This window comes from Nocardia sp. NPDC051321 (assembly GCF_044455225.1).
In the GTDB taxonomy this organism is placed as follows: Bacteria; Actinomycetota; Actinomycetes; order Mycobacteriales; family Mycobacteriaceae; genus Nocardia.
Window position 1 is genome coordinate 136,960 of sequence record NZ_JBITEM010000003.1, and the last position, 15,210, is coordinate 152,169.

General features: G+C 66.7%; 16 protein-coding genes. 4 read left to right on the forward strand and 12 right to left on the reverse strand.

Annotated features, from left to right (window positions below; genetic code table 11):
- The 3 genes from ACIA8C_RS07790 to ACIA8C_RS07800 all read right to left on the reverse strand — a co-directional run bounded on the left by ACIA8C_RS07790 (nucleotide 1) and on the right by ACIA8C_RS07800 (nucleotide 2,018).
- Nucleotides 1-396, reverse strand: a complete 396-nt coding sequence (locus ACIA8C_RS07790; protein ID WP_397132088.1) for a hypothetical protein — start codon at nucleotides 394-396, stop codon at nucleotides 1-3.
- Between the two features lie 278 nt (nucleotides 397-674).
- A complete protein-coding gene (locus tag ACIA8C_RS07795) occupies nucleotides 675-1,688 on the reverse strand; it encodes an NAD(P)-dependent alcohol dehydrogenase (RefSeq protein WP_397132090.1) in 1,014 nt (337 codons plus the stop codon).
- A 96-nt stretch (nucleotides 1,689-1,784) separates the two neighbouring features.
- The gene (locus ACIA8C_RS07800) at nucleotides 1,785-2,018 is read right to left on the reverse strand and encodes a hypothetical protein (RefSeq protein ID WP_397132092.1); all 234 of its coding nucleotides are present in this window, start codon (nucleotides 2,016-2,018) and stop codon (nucleotides 1,785-1,787) included.
- Nucleotides 2,019-2,037: 19 nt separating this feature from the next.
- Between ACIA8C_RS07800 and ACIA8C_RS07805 the strand changes: the two genes are divergently transcribed.
- Nucleotides 2,038-2,691: a hypothetical protein gene (locus ACIA8C_RS07805; protein WP_397132094.1), complete on the forward strand. Its 654-nt coding sequence runs from the start codon at nucleotides 2,038-2,040 to the stop codon at nucleotides 2,689-2,691.
- Here ACIA8C_RS07805 and ACIA8C_RS07810 read toward each other — a convergent pair whose 3' ends face one another.
- Nucleotides 2,692-3,390, reverse strand: coding sequence for a response regulator (locus ACIA8C_RS07810; RefSeq protein WP_396996576.1), 699 nt, complete (start codon nucleotides 3,388-3,390; stop codon nucleotides 2,692-2,694). It lies immediately after the preceding gene.
- Complete coding sequence (locus ACIA8C_RS07815) at nucleotides 3,380-4,618, reverse strand: sensor histidine kinase (protein ID WP_397132096.1); 1,239 nt, start codon at nucleotides 4,616-4,618, stop codon at nucleotides 3,380-3,382. The genes ACIA8C_RS07810 and ACIA8C_RS07815 overlap by 11 nt, the downstream gene beginning before the upstream one ends.
- Before the next feature lie 165 nt (nucleotides 4,619-4,783).
- Here ACIA8C_RS07815 and ACIA8C_RS07820 point away from each other — a divergent pair, with 165 nt between their 5' ends.
- Nucleotides 4,784-5,362, forward strand: a complete 579-nt coding sequence (locus tag ACIA8C_RS07820) for a hypothetical protein (protein ID WP_397132098.1) — start codon at nucleotides 4,784-4,786, stop codon at nucleotides 5,360-5,362.
- 89 nt (nucleotides 5,363-5,451) lie between these two features.
- Here the strand turns inward: ACIA8C_RS07820 and ACIA8C_RS07825 are convergent, their stop codons facing one another.
- From ACIA8C_RS07825 to ACIA8C_RS07835, 3 genes are all read right to left on the reverse strand, one after another.
- Entirely contained in the window at nucleotides 5,452-5,634 is a 183-nt protein-coding gene (locus ACIA8C_RS07825; protein ID WP_040738949.1) for a 2-hydroxymuconate tautomerase family protein, read from the reverse strand.
- Nucleotides 5,635-5,734: 100 nt separating this feature from the next.
- The gene (locus ACIA8C_RS07830; protein ID WP_397132100.1) at nucleotides 5,735-6,607 is read right to left on the reverse strand and encodes a LysR family transcriptional regulator; all 873 of its coding nucleotides are present in this window, start codon (nucleotides 6,605-6,607) and stop codon (nucleotides 5,735-5,737) included.
- A 29-nt stretch (nucleotides 6,608-6,636) separates the two neighbouring features.
- A complete protein-coding gene (locus ACIA8C_RS07835) occupies nucleotides 6,637-7,821 on the reverse strand; it encodes a glycoside hydrolase family 76 protein (protein WP_397132102.1) in 1,185 nt (394 codons plus the stop codon).
- A 283-nt stretch (nucleotides 7,822-8,104) separates the two neighbouring features.
- Here ACIA8C_RS07835 and ACIA8C_RS07840 point away from each other — a divergent pair, with 283 nt between their 5' ends.
- Entirely contained in the window at nucleotides 8,105-9,544 is a 1,440-nt protein-coding gene (locus tag ACIA8C_RS07840; protein ID WP_397132104.1) for a short-chain fatty acid transporter, read from the forward strand.
- On the opposite strand, the gene ACIA8C_RS07845 is transcribed toward ACIA8C_RS07840, so the two are convergent.
- The 3 genes from ACIA8C_RS07845 to ACIA8C_RS07855 form a co-directional block, all read right to left on the reverse strand.
- The gene (locus ACIA8C_RS07845; RefSeq protein WP_397132106.1) at nucleotides 9,511-10,395 is read right to left on the reverse strand and encodes a response regulator; all 885 of its coding nucleotides are present in this window, start codon (nucleotides 10,393-10,395) and stop codon (nucleotides 9,511-9,513) included. The two genes, ACIA8C_RS07840 and ACIA8C_RS07845, sit on opposite strands and share 34 nt — an antisense overlap.
- 41 nt (nucleotides 10,396-10,436) lie before the next feature.
- Entirely contained in the window at nucleotides 10,437-11,756 is a 1,320-nt protein-coding gene (gene secY / locus ACIA8C_RS07850) for a preprotein translocase subunit SecY (protein WP_397132108.1), read from the reverse strand.
- A gap of 174 nt (nucleotides 11,757-11,930) precedes the next feature.
- Nucleotides 11,931-12,491 carry a DoxX family protein gene (locus ACIA8C_RS07855; RefSeq protein WP_397132110.1) on the reverse strand — a complete coding sequence of 187 codons (561 nt, stop codon included), beginning with the start codon at nucleotides 12,489-12,491 and terminating at the stop codon, nucleotides 11,931-11,933.
- 133 nt (nucleotides 12,492-12,624) lie between these two features.
- On the opposite strand from ACIA8C_RS07855, the gene ACIA8C_RS07860 reads away from it, so the two are divergent.
- Nucleotides 12,625-13,080, forward strand: a complete 456-nt coding sequence (locus tag ACIA8C_RS07860; RefSeq protein WP_397132112.1) for a MarR family winged helix-turn-helix transcriptional regulator — start codon at nucleotides 12,625-12,627, stop codon at nucleotides 13,078-13,080.
- A gap of 6 nt (nucleotides 13,081-13,086) precedes the next feature.
- Here ACIA8C_RS07860 and ACIA8C_RS07865 read toward each other — a convergent pair whose 3' ends face one another.
- Nucleotides 13,087-15,015, reverse strand: a complete 1,929-nt coding sequence (locus ACIA8C_RS07865) for a M3 family metallopeptidase (protein WP_397132114.1) — start codon at nucleotides 15,013-15,015, stop codon at nucleotides 13,087-13,089.
- Nucleotides 15,016-15,210 lie beyond the last annotated feature (195 nt).

Sequence of the window (15,210 nt, forward strand, 5' to 3'; positions counted from 1 at the left end):
TCAGCCCGGGTAGACGTCATGGTTCGGGCCGAAACGTCCCGTCTGAGCGGAACCGGCCCACGGCACGTCTAGCGGGGCCTTGTTCAGCTTGTGCGGGTTACCGTCCAGGTCGGCTTGCCAGCAGTCCTGCTGAACACCGTGGAAGCTGGTGCAGACGATGCGGGTGCTGGTGCCGAACGGTGAGCTCAGCCGGTGCCGGTCGGAGAACGGATTCCAGTAGTCGGGATCGCTCGGGACGGCGAAGTCCTTCGTCTCGTACACCGACAGGGCGCCGCCGTTGTCCGAGGGCCACTCGTCGGCGGCGGCCGTCCCCGCACCGATGAGTAATGCCGCGCCGACCACCGAGGCGAGCGCGGCACAGCGCGCAAGACGTTCGGAGTTGACAGTCATAGACATACGTACCCCTTCGGTAGTCGCCGGAGGCACCCCGGCCGGTCTCGACTCTAGAGGTGTTCGCCGACGCGCACTGTTGATTGGCATGCCCTGAAATGTGGCATGCGGTGAAATGTTGCGGGTCATGATGTTCGAGGTCGGTCTGGTGCCCCGGTCGCTGCAATAACAGCCGCACAACTTCTGATTTCCCGCACTACGACTTGCCGCGCTGACACGCGTGCGGATATCAGATGGTGTGCGGCTGCGGTGGGGACAGCGCAGCAACGGATCCGGATGGATAGTCAGCTGCCGGGCCGCACGATCGGCTTGATCGAGCTCGGGTCGACGCGGACGCTCGTCAACGCCGCGGTCACCTGATCCAGACCGAACCGGCCGGTCACCAGGCGGTCGAGGTCGACCCGGCCGCTGGCCGCCAGCTCGATCGCGGTCGGCCAGGTGTTGGCGTAGCGGAATGTGCCGGTCAGCTCCAGCTCATGTTCCTGTAGATAAGGCAGCGGCAACGGCACATCGTCGCCGCCCATGCCGATGAGCACCACCCGTCCTGCCCTGGCCACGGTGCGGATCGCGGCGCCGATCGCGGCAGGCTGCCCGGAACATTCCAACAGGACATTCGGCTCGAACCCCAGCGCGCCGAGCTCGGTGACGCCGACGTCCACCGCTCGCGTGCACCCCAATTCGGTCGCCACGGCCAGCCGCCGCGGGTTCACATCGGTGATCACCACCTCCGCCGCGCCGAATGCCAGCGCGGTCTGCGCGGAGACGAGCCCGATCGGTCCCGCGCCGTTCACCAGCACCCGATCGCCCGGGCGCACGCGTCCCTTCCGGCACGCCCAGACACCCACCGACAGCGGCTCGAGCAGCGCGGCCGCCTCGTCGGTCAGCGAATCCGGCACCGGATGCGCGAATTCCTCGTGCAGCACCACGTATTCGCAGAACGCGCCATCGATCGGCGGGGTGCCGAAGAATCGCATATTCGGGCACAGGTTGTAGCGGCCCGCCCGGCATTGACCGCAGGTGAAGTCCGGTACGCCCGGCTCGAGCGAAACCCGTTGCCCGACAGCATGACGCCGAGCGTTGGCACCGAGCCCGATCACCACACCGGACGCTTCGTGACCGAGTACCAGCGGCTGCTCGACGACGTGCCCGCCGATCCGGCCGTGCTCGAAGTAGTGCACGTCGGAGCCGCATACCCCGACCGCCCCGACCTCGACCAGTACCTCGGCCGGACCAGGTTCGGGCACAGCGCGTTCCACTATCGCGATCTCGCCGACCGTCGCCAACACCGCTGCGCGCATGTCCTCACTGCCTTCCGGAGTTCAGCGTCCCGCATCGATCAGAACACCGAATATCGTCCGCGCGCAGCGGAATGCGCCGGTTCAGCGCCCTGACGGTCAGCGCCGGAACAACCGGCGAAGGCGGGCAACGATCCCGCGGCCATCCGGCCCTGCCGGAGCCATGGTTTCGACGGACCCGGCGGACGTCGCCTGGGCGAATCGGACGTGCAACTGTTCACGGACCTGGTCCGGGGTGTACGCCCGGCGCCGCCGCTCGGCGCGCACAACCACCACACCGGTAGCCACCACCCCGGCCGCCCCCGCCAATCCCACTGCCTTCCACCACCTCATTCCGCATAGGCTACGGCCTATGACGGGGACGAGCATCAATCTCGACCGAGCGCTCGAGCTCACGAGAACGGGCGATATCTGGCTGTTCCGTGGCCATTCGGCGGCTGACCGGGCGATCAGGATGACAACGAACAGTCCGGTGAACCATGTCGGCATGTCGGTCGTGCTCGACGACATGCCCGCGCTGATCTGGCACGCGGAGCTCGGCCGATCGCTGCCCGACATGTGGTCCGGCGCCACGCACCGCGGCGTACAACTACATAATTTGCGCGATGCCGTGCTGGTGTGGGCGCACCGCTACGGTCAGCAGGCGTGGTTGCGTCAGCTGAACCTGCCTGCCACCCGCGAGATGGAAGACAGCCTGCTGCGCACCATCGCCCGCCTCGACGGCACGCCCTTCCCCTCCACCGCCGGTCTCGCCGGACGCTGGCTGCGCGGGCGGGTAAGCCTGCCCCTGCCCAAGCGACGCCAGGCGGCCGCCCGTGAGCTGGAGCAGGCGTACTGCGCGGAGATCGTGGCCGCGACCTATCAGGCGATGGGGCTGCTGCCCCAGCACCGCAGCCCCAATTGGTATGACCCGGGCCGCTTTTGGAGCGGCGACGGACTGCGGCTGACCGGCGGCTACGAACTGGGTGACGAAATCGCGGTCCAAACACCCGCTAAGCCGGACTGATCAGTTGTTGCCCGGCACCACGATGCCGGTTTCGTAAGCGAGAACGACCAATTGGGCGCGGTCGCGGACGTCGAGTTTGGTGAGCAGGCGTCCGACGTGGGTCTTGACGGTCGCGACACTCACGTAGAGCGTGTCGGCGATTTCAGCGTTGGAGCGGCCGGCGGCGATGTGCTCCAAGACTTCTCGCTCGCGGTCGGTGAGCGCGGCCACCGCGCCGGGCAGCGACGAGGGCGCCGAAGGCTGGCGGGCGAACGCGCTGATCATCCGACGGGTGATGCTCGGCGTCAGCAGGGCGTCACCGTTGGCGACCACCCGGATCGCGCGAAGCAACTCCTCCGGCGGTGAGTCTTTGAGGATGAAACCGCTTGCGCCGCTGCGCAATGCCTGGAAGACGTGCTCGTCTTGATCGAAGGTCGTCACTATCAGCACGTGTGGGCCGTCGGTGCCGCCCGCCGCGATGTGCCGCATCGCCTCCAGGCCGTCCATGATCGGCATCCGGATGTCCATCAGCACGACATCGGGTCGCAGCTGGCGGGTGAGCCGGACCGCTTCGCCGCCGTTGCTCGCCTCGCCGAGGACGGTGAGGTCCGCCGCGGAATCGACGAGAACGCGGAACCCAGCTCTTACCAGTGCTTCGTCGTCGGCGATCAGTACCCGGATCGGGTCGCTGCCGGTCGGTTCGGCGGTCTCAGTGGACATCGTCATCCTCATCGATCGGGAAGTACGCGTCGACGGCGAACCCGCCCTCAGGTCGCGGCCCTGCCTCGAAACGGCCGCCGAACAACGACACTCGTTCACGCATCCCGACCAGGCCCAGACCCGAGCCGCTCGCGTCGAGCGGCTCGGGCGAGCCGGCGACCGGCCCGTCGTCGGTGACCGAAACGGCCAGCTCGTGTGGCGCGTGCCGAATCTCGATCCTGGCGCGGGCGGTGTGCGCGTGCTTCACGACGTTGGTGAGTGCTTCCTGCACGATGCGATAGACCGTGGTCTGCAGCAGCGCGGGGTACGCGACCGGTTCGCCGGTGACGTGGTACTCCACGACCAGGCCGTCGTGGTGCAAGCCGTCGACGAGGTCGGTGATCTCGGCGAGCCCGGGTTCGTCCGATGCAGGCTCGCACCCTGGTTCGCGGATCTGCGCAAGCACCCGCCGCAGTTCGTTCAGCGCGGACCGGCTGGCCGTCTCGATCGCGCCGAGCGCCTGACGTGCCTCGCCCGGCTGCTCGTCGAGCAGTAGGCGGGCGACTCCGGAACGGACGGCGACCATGCTCAAAGTGTGCGAGATCAAATCGTGCACGTCGCGCGACACTCGCAACCGTTCCTCAGCTCGGATCCGGCGTTCCTCCTCGGCGGCCCAATGCCGTTGCTGCGCGGCCATACTGCTCCGGTAGTCGCGTCGGGTGCGGAACATGTCGCCTGCCAGCCAAGCGGGGATGGCGATCAGTAGCTGCACGGAGTCTTGGTCCTGATCGGGATACAGGTGCGTACCGGCCAACGCGGCGACGCAGATGGCGACGAGCGCGGCACCGGTAGCGAGCAAGGAATCGCGACGCGAGCGCCGGTCGGCCAGCGTGAGCACGGCGACGCCGAAGGCCGGACCGGTATTGCTCACCCACGGCGTGAATCGAACGCCGAGTAGCGAGGCGAGGCACAGCACCGCGGCCACCGCGATGAGCACGGCGAGCGGCCAGCGACGCCGGACCAGCAGTGGCGCGACCGCGGCGGCGCCGAGTATCGCGATGGCGGGCGTCGAACCGATCCCACTGACGGTGCCAACCAGCAGGGGCAGGGTGAACGCGGCGAAACTGCCGACCACGATCGCGATGTCGATCGCGTCCGGACCGGCATTGCCCGGCCGGTGCCGGAACGGCGTCAGCCGCTGATGCCACGGCCGCGCGGTCTGGTCCGGCGGCAAGGAGGTGATTGCCATAGCGCAGACGGTAATCGGCCATGGACTACCGGCACATCGCCCCGAGGTCGAGCGCGCGAATCATCCGCAAGGCGGACAGGTCGTGCGGTATCCGTCCAGAGCGGGTGGCGATCTCGTGGCCACGGGATGACGACAACGCCCAGGTCAGCGGACGACAGTTGCGGCATGAACACATACGGCACCAGATCAGTCAGCGCTCGCTCCGAGGACATCCGGTCGTGGCTGTCGCGCCCGCTGCTCGCCATCGCCACCGTGTCCCTCACGCTGGGCATCGTGTCCGGTGGCGTGAGCTACCTGAACCGGTCCCCGGAACACGAGACGCACGTCGAAGGGACAGCCGCTCTGCTGCCACACATCCTGCTGTTCGTGCTGGCGGCCGCCCTCATCACCGTCGTACTGCGTCGGCGCGGCATCGACTCGTTCCTCCTGCTGCTACTCGCTCCCGTCAGCACCACCGCGGCGCATCGGCTGATGCGCACGCTGCGGTCGATCCTGACCCACCCGACCGCTCTCTTGCGGCTGCTGCTCAGCATCCTGCCGATCGCCCTGCTCGTGTACAGCCCGTTCCGTATCGGCATGCAGGTCCTCGGCGGCCTCGACCCGAATTTCACCGTGAACGCCTGGGGCGGGCCGAGCTATCTCGGCGCGATGGCGTTTCATTACTTCGACGCGGCACTGCTGATGGCCGCGGCGGCCACCTTACTGAATGTGCTGCTGTTGCCGGGTAAGCAGGCGAGCCGGTAACCCGCGGGCTGCCGATCACGGTGCCGCCCTACGCAGTTCGTGGCGACCGACCCCGCCGAGTTCCGGCGGGGTCCAGTCGCGCCGGCCGACTACTTGTCGGCAATGAACTTTCCGCCGACCGCGTAACCATCGGCCGGGTATTCCTCGATCCAGACGTGCACCGACTCGGCGGGCGACTTGTAGGCGTCGACGAACGCGTCGGTGATCCGGCGGACCAGCTCGCGCTTGGCTTCGTCGGTCTTGGGCAGCTGCTGGACGATGACGTTCGGCATCGGTTTTCCTTTCTCCGTGTCCGCTCGGATCGAGCGGGCCTACCGACAAATCTGCTGCATATCGCCTGCTTGACCAAGAGCCGGTTCGCGCACGCAGCGATCACCGATCGTGATCGTCGAATTGGCAGGCGGCGAGCAGGATCTCCAGTGCGGGTGGCGGCGCGGCGTTGCGCACGATGAGCGCGGTGTCCAGCGAAAGTCCCGGCGCGGCAAGCGAACTGAACACCACCCTGGTGCTGCGCAGCTGTCGTGCGTGCGCGGCGTAGACGACGGTCCAGCTGGTGTCCGAGCCGATCATCGCCAGGGTGTCGGCGAGCGCGGAACTGACCGGTCCCGGCACCGGCTCGAATCCGGCCTCGTGACAGGCGTCGACGACGAGGTCGACCAGCGGCGCGTTGACGCGACGTTCGGTGAGTCGCAGCGGGTAGGGCGCCAGCTCGGCCAACGCGAGTTCCGGTGCGTCGGCCAGCGGGTGCCGCGCCGAGATCGCGACGAGCAGCGGGTCCTCCCACACCGGGATGCGGCGCAGTCCCGGATGGTCGACCGTACCGCGGACGAACGCGGCGTCGAGTCGCCCCTCTAGGACCTGTTCGACGCGCGCGCGGGTGGACGCGGACACGGTCTCGACCCGCACCTGCGGCGCCAGCCGCTCCATGATGCGGTCCAGATGATCGCCCAGACCGGTGCTGGTGCCAAGCCGCAGCGTCGCGCCGGCGACGAACCCGGTGATCGAGGCCTTCGCGCGCGCGGCCGCGGCCAACGCGTCGCGCGCACTGGGCAGGAATTGCGCGCCCGCCTCGGTCAGCACGACCCGCCGCGGCGAACGATCGAACAGTTCGACGCCGAGTTCCCGTTCCAGCTGACGAACCTGCTGGCTGACCGCCGATTGCACGATGTGCAGCCGCTCGGCGGCCCGCCCGAAGTGCAGTTCCTCGGCGACGGTGACGAAGTACCGGAGTTGACGCAATTCCACCGGCCCGACCCTACGGGCAGGTGGTGTCGCTACAGTCCGGCGGCGGTGAGCTGGTGGTCGGCTTCGAGCAGCATCCAGCCGCTCAGTTGGACGGACAGATCGCGCGCCGGGTTCGCCGAGGCGGCCGTTCTGCCGTTCGACAGGTGCAGCGGATTTTCCGGCTGATCGGGCACGCTGGCCTGCTCGGACCAGTCCGCGCCGAACAGTGGGAGGCCGTTCATGTCGGCGCGGTGCGCCCAGGCCGACTGAGCGGAGGCGTGCACGATGCGCGCGGCGGTGGTGTCGCCCAACGTGATCGCGGCCAGCGCCAGGTAACGGGCAAGGACGCCCATGAAGAGCCCGCCGTCGCCGCCACCGGCGCCGACTATCACGCCGTTCTTGGTCATCCCGGTACCGGTCGCGGCGATCAGCGCGGTCGCCCTACGGCGCTGCTCGGATGCCCCTGTGCGCGTTGCCAATTCGGTTTCCAGCCCGATGGTCGCGCCCTGGTTATAGGTATAAACGGCAGGCTCGACTTGGGAGCCAGGCTCATGGACACCGTCGACGATCAGGCCAGAGTTGTTCGCGCGCAACCGGGTATCGAGGAAATCGGCGAGCTGAGTGGCACGCGAGAGGTCACCGAGCCTGGCCAATGCGATGCCGGTCGACGCATTGGTGCACGAGTTGTAGTACTCCGAGCCGACCCGCCACCGCATCGCACCGACCGCCGGATCCCAGCCCTCGTCCAGCGCCGCCCGCAGATCATGGATGCCGTCGGCGAATTCGACACCGAGCGTCCGATCGGCCCGTTCGAGAGCCAACAGCAGCCAGGCCATGTCGTCGTAGTACTGATTCGTCCAGCCGGTGAGGTTGCGCGCACGAATACCGCGCACGATCGCGGCAACTCGATCCCTGCGCTCAGCCGCGGGAGCGCGCAGCGCGGCGTCGACCGCGCAGTCCACCAGATGCGCCTGAAACCAATAGTTCCACTCTTCGAAGACCTCTTCCAAGGGCGACGGCGGCCAAGCCGTGACACCGAGCAACGTCCCCGGCAAGCCCCACACCGGCCGCAGATGCCGCACCGAAATCGCCTGCTCCGCAAGCCCAGCCCGCCGCGCACTCTCCGCCTGCGCCTGCGCGGACGCCACCATCGGAGTCGCGGCCACACCCACTCCCACCCCGGCCGCCGCCCACAGCACCGCCCGCCTACTGACCCCGCTTCGACCGCGCCGCATCGACCGACCTCCTTCGCGAGCGACTCTATCCCGTACTCCCCCGGGCAATCCGGCAACTCGACCGCACGAGGCAACCGGCCTCGCTGACGCTTGGTGATCGGAAATTTGGGCATCGATGCTCATCGATCGCCCAGACCATCGGCGCTTTCTGCACTTTCGCAGATGACACCTGCGCAATTCCCCCTTGTCTGCGCACAGGTGGACACCAATACTGACCAACCGAACCCGTGTGCGGTGCGTCACACGCGTGCGGGCAGCGTTGGGAAAGTAGAGGAACAACTCCATGACGTCCACGATTGAAGAAGCCGGCTCCGAAACGGGACTAGCGCGGATCGCGCAGTCGCTCGCACGGTGGACGGAGAAATGGTTCCCGGACGCGTATGTCTTCGCCTTGGCGGGCGTATTCATTGTCGCCCTTGCCGCGTTCGTCAACGGTTCGTCACCGAAGGCGGTGGCCACCGCGTTCGGTGACGGCTTCTGGGATCTGACCGCGTTCACCCTGCAGATGACGATGGTGGTGCTCACCGGCTATGTCGTCGCCACCTCGCCACCGGTCGCCCGGCTGATCGACCGGCTCGCCGTCATGCCGCGATCCGCGGCGGGCGCGGTGAGTTTCGTTGCGCTGCTTTCCATGTCGATTTCGTTCCTGAATTGGGGCCTGAGCTTGGTCTTCGGCGGACTGCTCTGCCGGGCGATCGCGCGGCGCACCGACCTGCGGGTGGACTATCGCGCACTCGGCGCGGCGGCCTTCATGGGATTGGGTGGCGTATGGGCACTTGGCCTTTCGTCCTCGGCCGCGCAGCTACAGGCCACCGCCAGTTCGCTGCCGCCCGCCCTGCTGAAGATCACCGGCGTGCTCGACTTCGGGAGCACCATCTTCACCTGGCAGTCGCTGCTCATGTGCATCATCCTGATGGCGCTGACCGTGCTTATCGCGCATCTCTCGGCACCGAAGGGCGAGGCCATCAAGACCGCCGAGCTGCTGGAAGTCGACCTGGACGACCAGCCCGAGGAGGTGACGCCGCGCTCCCGGCCCGGTGAATGGCTCGAATACAGCCACATCCTGCCGATCCTGGCCGGGCTGCTGACGTTGGCCTGGTTGCTCTTCCAGCTGCTCGACAAGTCCGTACTCACCGTGGTCAGCAGCCTGAACAGCTACCTGCTCGTCTTCCTGGTCCTCGGCCTGGTACTGCAGGGCACGCCGCGCCGGTTCCTGCAAGCGGTCACCCTCGCCGTGCCCGCCACGGCAGGCATTCTCGTCCAGTTCCCGCTGTACGCCGCCATGGCCGCGATCCTCACCAAGGCGAAAGGCCGTGGCGGATTTACCGTTTCGCAGCACCTCGCGGAGTTCTTCACCAGCATCGGTGGCGGCGGCAGCTTCGCCGTCGTGATCGCCATCTACACCGTGGTGCTCGGCATCTTCGTCCCGTCCGGCGGCGGAAAGTGGCTGGTCGAAGCGCCTTACGTGATGCAGTCGGCGACCGACGTGCACATGAACCTCGGCTGGACGGTGCAGATCTACAACGTCGCCGAGGCGCTGCCCACCCTCATCAATCCGTTCTTCATGCTGCCGCTGCTGGCCGTACTCAAACTACGGGCGCGCGATCTCGTCGGATTCACGTTCCTGCAGTTCATCTTCCACCTACCGGTGGTGCTGCTGCTGGTGTGGTTGCTCGGGTTGACGTTCGACTACGTCCCGCCGATCATTCCCGGCGCACCGTAAATGGTGCACTGCGGGAACGCATCCGGTGCGGAAAGCGCCTCCCGCGCGACGATGCGACGGGTGTGCGCGTAGACGGCCGCGTGCACCCGATCGCGAACACCCAACTTGGCCAGCACATTCGAGACATGCGTCTTCACGGTCTGTTCGCCGACGCCGAGCGCGTCGGCGATCTCCGGGTTCGTATACGCCTTCGCGATGAGCAGCAGCACCTGATGCTCACGCGCGGTGAGGGTCTCGACCTCCGGCGCGCTGGGGAATGGTTCGATCCCGGTGGTCAGCCGGGTGACCAGGCGACGGGTCAGGTTCGGATCGATCAGCGCGTCGCCGCGGGCCGCCATCCGGATGGCCGAGACCAGGCCGGTGGACGGCAGCGTTTTGACGAGGAATCCGGAGGCGCCGAGACACAGTGCGCGGTAGAGGTTTTCATCGGAGTCGGAGGTGGTGAGCGTAAGAATACGAGTGGCCCCACCGAGCGCCGACACCGCGTCGATGGCCGCCGGTCCGTCCAGACCCGGCATATCGAGATCGAGGAGCGCGACATCGGGCCGCAACCGCTCGATCTCCCGGATGGCGGCGAGGCCGTGGTCGACTTCCGCGACGCATTCGATGTCCGGCTCAGCGCTGATCGCCGCCCACAGACCCGTCCGGAATACCGCGTGATTGTCGGCGAGCAAGACCGAAATCGTTGCGCGCGAAGTGGACTCGGTCTCGACCCGCACTATATCGATGTGCCGGTCGCGATCGACCGGCTGATGCGTGTCGACCGCGCCGCCTGCGGCCGCCGAGGCGGTGGGCACGCCGGTCACCGACAGCGTCGCCGCGGTGATGGCTAGGACAAATGAGGACGCCACCCGGCGCAGTGGGTGGGTCGACGCACCTTCCGGCCGGATGTTCAGCGCAGGAACCCTTCGTAGTTCTTGGTCATCAGTTGACTCTCGAGCTGTTTGATCGTATCCAGCCCGACGCTCACCACGATAAGCGCGGAGGTGCCACCGAACGCAAGACTCGGCACCGAACCCGAGCCACCGATGCCGAGCAACAGGTTCGGCAGCACGGCCACCGCACCAAGGTAGACGGCGCCGGGCAGGGTTATTCGGCTGAGCACGAAATTCAGATAGTCCGCGGTCGGCTTACCGGGCCGGTAGCCCGGCAGAAAACCGCCGAACTTGCGCATCTCGTCCGCGCGTTCCTGCGGGTTGAAGGTGACCGCGACATAGAAGTAGGTGAAGAACACGATCATCGTGAAATAGATCGCGACGTATACCGGGCTGCCCGGATCGACCAGGTACTTCTGAATCAGCTCCTGCCACTTGGACTGCGGGCCCGAGCCGTGCTGCGTCAGCTGCGCGAGCAACTGCGGCAGGTACAGCAGCGACGACGCGAAGATCACCGGGATGACACCGGCCTGATTAACCTTGAGCGGCAGATACGTCGATGAACCCCCATACATCTTCCGGCCGACCACCCGCTTGGCGTACTGCACCGGAATCCGGCGCTGGCCTTGCTCGACGAAGATCACGCCGATGATCAGCAAGAACACCGCGACGCACACGGCAGCGAACAGCAACCCGCCCTTGCTGTCCAGAATCGACTTGCCCTGACTCGGAATCTGCGCCGCGATACCGGTGAAGATCAGCAGCGACATACCGTTGCCGATGCCGCGCTCGGTAATCAACTCACCGAACCACATGACCAGCGCCGCGCCCGCCGTCAGCACCAGCACGATGATGATCATCCCGAACAGCGAGGTGTCGGACAGGATGCTCTCGGGACACCCGCGCAACAACTGTCCCCGCGCGGCGAGTGCGACCAATGTCGATGCCTGCAGCACCGCAAGTGCCAGCGTCAGATAGCGGGTGTATTGGGTGATCTTCGTCTGGCCGGTCTGGCCCTCCTTGCGCAGTTCCTCGAACCGAGGGATCACCACAGTCAGCAGTTGAATGATGATGCCCGCCGTGATGTAGGGCGTGATCCCGATGGCGAATACCGAAAGGTGCAGCATCGCACCGCCGGAGAACAGGTTGATCAGCTTGTAGATCCCCGCGGATTCACCGCCGGAGACGATCGCGATACAGGCGCGCACCGCTCGGAAATCGACGCCGGGCGACGGCAGGGTCGCGCCAAGCCGATACAGCGCCAGCAAGCCCAAGGTGCAGAGAATCTTCCGCCGTAGATCCGGGGCCCGAAAAGCCGACACGACGGCGGAAAACACACAATCCTCCTGGCGAACGACGCTGATGGACAGGGCGATACCGCTTAAAACGCGGGGAATCGAACCTGCCAAGGGCCTTCGACGCTACGGAGTTTCCGTAGCCGTCCACGTCGCCCGGGAGTTGGACTTATGCCTCCCCCGACTGGGGGAAATTCACCTGTTTGCCCAGGTGGCTCAGTTGCGCACCACCAAAACCGCACCGGCAGCGAGCAGTGCGAGCACGAGGGCGGCGAGGCCGTACACCAGACGGTGTGCGCGCAGTACGGGCACGAAGCGGTCGACGGCATAGCGGCCGGGCCCGGTCAGGGCGATGGTCGCGGCGGCCGCGGTGAGGATCAGTTCGTACTCGATGCCCTTGGGCGCGAAGAAGGCTCCGGTGCCCTTCACCGCGAGCGCGTTGAGCATGGTGCCGACCACCGCAGCACCCGCAAGCGGCGTCAGCAGTCCGATCACGAGCGCGAGTCCGCCGAAGGTTTCGGTCAACCCGGCGACCAGCGCCATCGCCTCACCGGCCGGATATCCCTTGCTGGTGAAGAACTTCCCGGTCCCGTCCAGGCCGCCACCACCGAACGCGCCGAACAGCTTCTGCGCACCGTGCGCGGCCATGGTCAGCCCGACCGCGATGCGCAGCAGGAGCAGTCCGGCGTCATAGGCATGCGGGGTGGCCGCATGTCCTGTCGTCTCGATCGGAGCAGAGGTGGATTCGGTGCGCGAAGTTGTTGCGGTGTAACTCATCTGGTGTTCCTTTCGGTGGGAAGACAACGGGCATCCGCATCGCGCTCAACCCCTGCCAAGTAGTTCAAATTTGAACATCTACGACGATGGTAGGTTATTGTTTGAATTTGAACAACCTCGAGAGGGTGGGCGGATGGCCGAGCGGCGCTGGCTTGACGACGAAGAGATGCGCGCCTGGGAAGCGTTCCTTGCCGCGACCGCGCTACTGAACCGTCGCATCGAACAGCAACTCAAGGACGACGCGCACCTGTCCCACACCCAGTACGAGGTGCTCGTGCGACTGGCCAGGGCCCCCGGCACCGAACTCCGGATGACCGAACTCTCCGCCGCGCTCTTCACCTCGAAGAGCGGCCTCACCTACCAGATCGACCAGCTCGCCAAGGCCGGCTTCGTCCGCCGCAGTCCTGCCCCCGACGACCCCCGCGGCATCGTCGCCACCCTCACCCCCGCCGGACTCCGCAAACTCGAAGCCGCGGCCCCCGGCCACGTCGCCCTGGTACGCGACCTCCTGATCGACGTACTAACCCCCGCCCAGCGCAAGGCGATCGCCGACGGCCTCGGCGAAGTAGCGACCCGACTCCTCGGCTGACCGGACTTATGGAGCCGACTGCGGCACCGGCGCGCGATCCAGCCACGCCGCGAAGGCGTCGAAGGTAAAGGGACGGCCGAGGAAGTCGGCGACCAAATCGGCTGCGTCGCGTGCGCCGCCGGGGGCGAGGATCAGGTCGCGGTACCGGCGCGCGACCGACGGATCGAACAGGTCATCGGCATTGAAAGCCGAGAACAGATCCTTCGCGATGACCAGACTCCATAGATAGGTGTAGTACGCGGAGGTGTAGCCCGCGAGATGTCCGAACGACGCCTGGAAATGGGTGCCTGGCAACGCGGGGAGCACGCCATAGCGTTCCACGACTTCCGAGACCGCGGCGGTGTGGTCGGCCGGCCGGTCGCGGTGCAGCAGATACGACACCGCTGCGTAGCCGACCTGGGTCTGCACCCCCATTCCCTTGCCGAAGTCTTTCGCCGCCCGCATCCGTGCCACCAGCTCAGCCGGGATGGCCGTGCCGGTCTCGTCGATGGCGAAGGTGCCGAGAATCGTTGCGTCCCATGCCCATTCTTCGAGCATTTGCGACGGCGCCTCGACGAAGTCCCACTCGGTGGCCACGCCGGAGAACCGGGCCCATTGCTGCCGCCCGCCGAGCACGTGATGGATCAGGTGCCCGAATTCGTGGAACAGCGTGACGACATCTTGGTGTTCCATCAGCCCGCGCGAGAAGTTGCACACCAGCACGCCCTCGGGCAGTAGCCGATCGGTGACCCCGCAGACGAGATCGAATTGCGCCGCATGCTTGTATTTACCCTCGCGCGGATGCAGGTCGAGATAGATACGGCCGCGCCGTTCATCTTCGGCATACACGTCGTAGACCGCGACATCCTCATGCCAGCGCGGCACGTCGACCTGTCGATACTCCAGGCCGAACAGCCGCCCGGTGACCTCGAGCAGACCGGCCCGCACCCGCGTGAAATCGAAGTACCGACGGACTTCCCTGGAATCGACATCGAACTGTTCGCGCCGAATCAACTCGGTGTAGTAACTGATGTCGGAGCGGTCCACAGTGCCTGCGGGCTCGTCCTCGCGTCGCCGCGCGAGGACCACGTCCAGGTCGCGCCGACCCGCGTCGGCCGCGGCGGCCGCGATTCGCTCGATGAACTCGGCGATGGCGTCACCGGTACCGACCATCTTCACCGCCGCGTCGTAATCGGGCCAGCTGTCGTAGCCGACGAGCCTGGCCTTCTCGTCCGGAAGGTCGAACATCTCATGCAGGACAGCGTCATTGGCGGGCCAACCGCGGCTCTCGAACTCGACCGTGAGCTCGCGCCGCGCCGCGGCGTCGCGGGCGTAGGCCCGGAACGGGCGGAAGTCCGGATAGTCGGTGGTAACCGCGATCAACCCGTCCTCGCCGGGCGGATGTGCCGCGACGAAGTCGGCGGGCAGACCATCGAGCTGTTCGGCGGCGACCCGAATCGCGCGTACGTCATCCCGGATGGCCCGGGCGAAATCCTGTTCGAGCACGGTGAGTCGCTCGGAGATCTCGCGCAGCCGAGCCCGCGTCTGATCGTCGCGGTCCACACCGCTGCGCCGGAAGTCGCGCAGCACGTGGTCGCGCATCCGCAGCGCCAGCTCGTCCATACCGGCCGAGTCGGTGGCCGCGACCACGTCGTAGAGCGCGCGATCGAGGTCGCGCTCGGTCCTGACCCGATCCACCTGCTGAACCAATTCCTCACCGCGCCCACGCACATCGGCATCAGGGTGGACTTCGACGAATAGTGAGGCCGCCGAGGCGGCACCACGCAGCGCGATATCCGCGTCGTTCCACAACCCGAGCACTTCAGCGCTGCCGCGGCGGCCGCCGTCTTTGAGCCGGTCCAACGTCGCCGAAACAGCCGCCAGCCTGCTGAACACATACTCGGCAAGCCAGTCGGACCAGTCGGCTGAGGGCAAGGCAAGCGGCTGCGAACTCATTCCCCGACAGTAACTCGGGAACGGAATTCAGCCGCGGAGTCGACGCGGATGCAGTTTGGCCCGATGATTGCTGGTTGGCGAATTAGTGCCGCGCCCTGGCATGTCGTAAGACCATCGGCGCAGGTCCACCCTAGAATCCGACCGGTAGGTCCAGGATTCGCTCGCGCGGTGCTGGCCGGACTCGGCCAGGTTTGC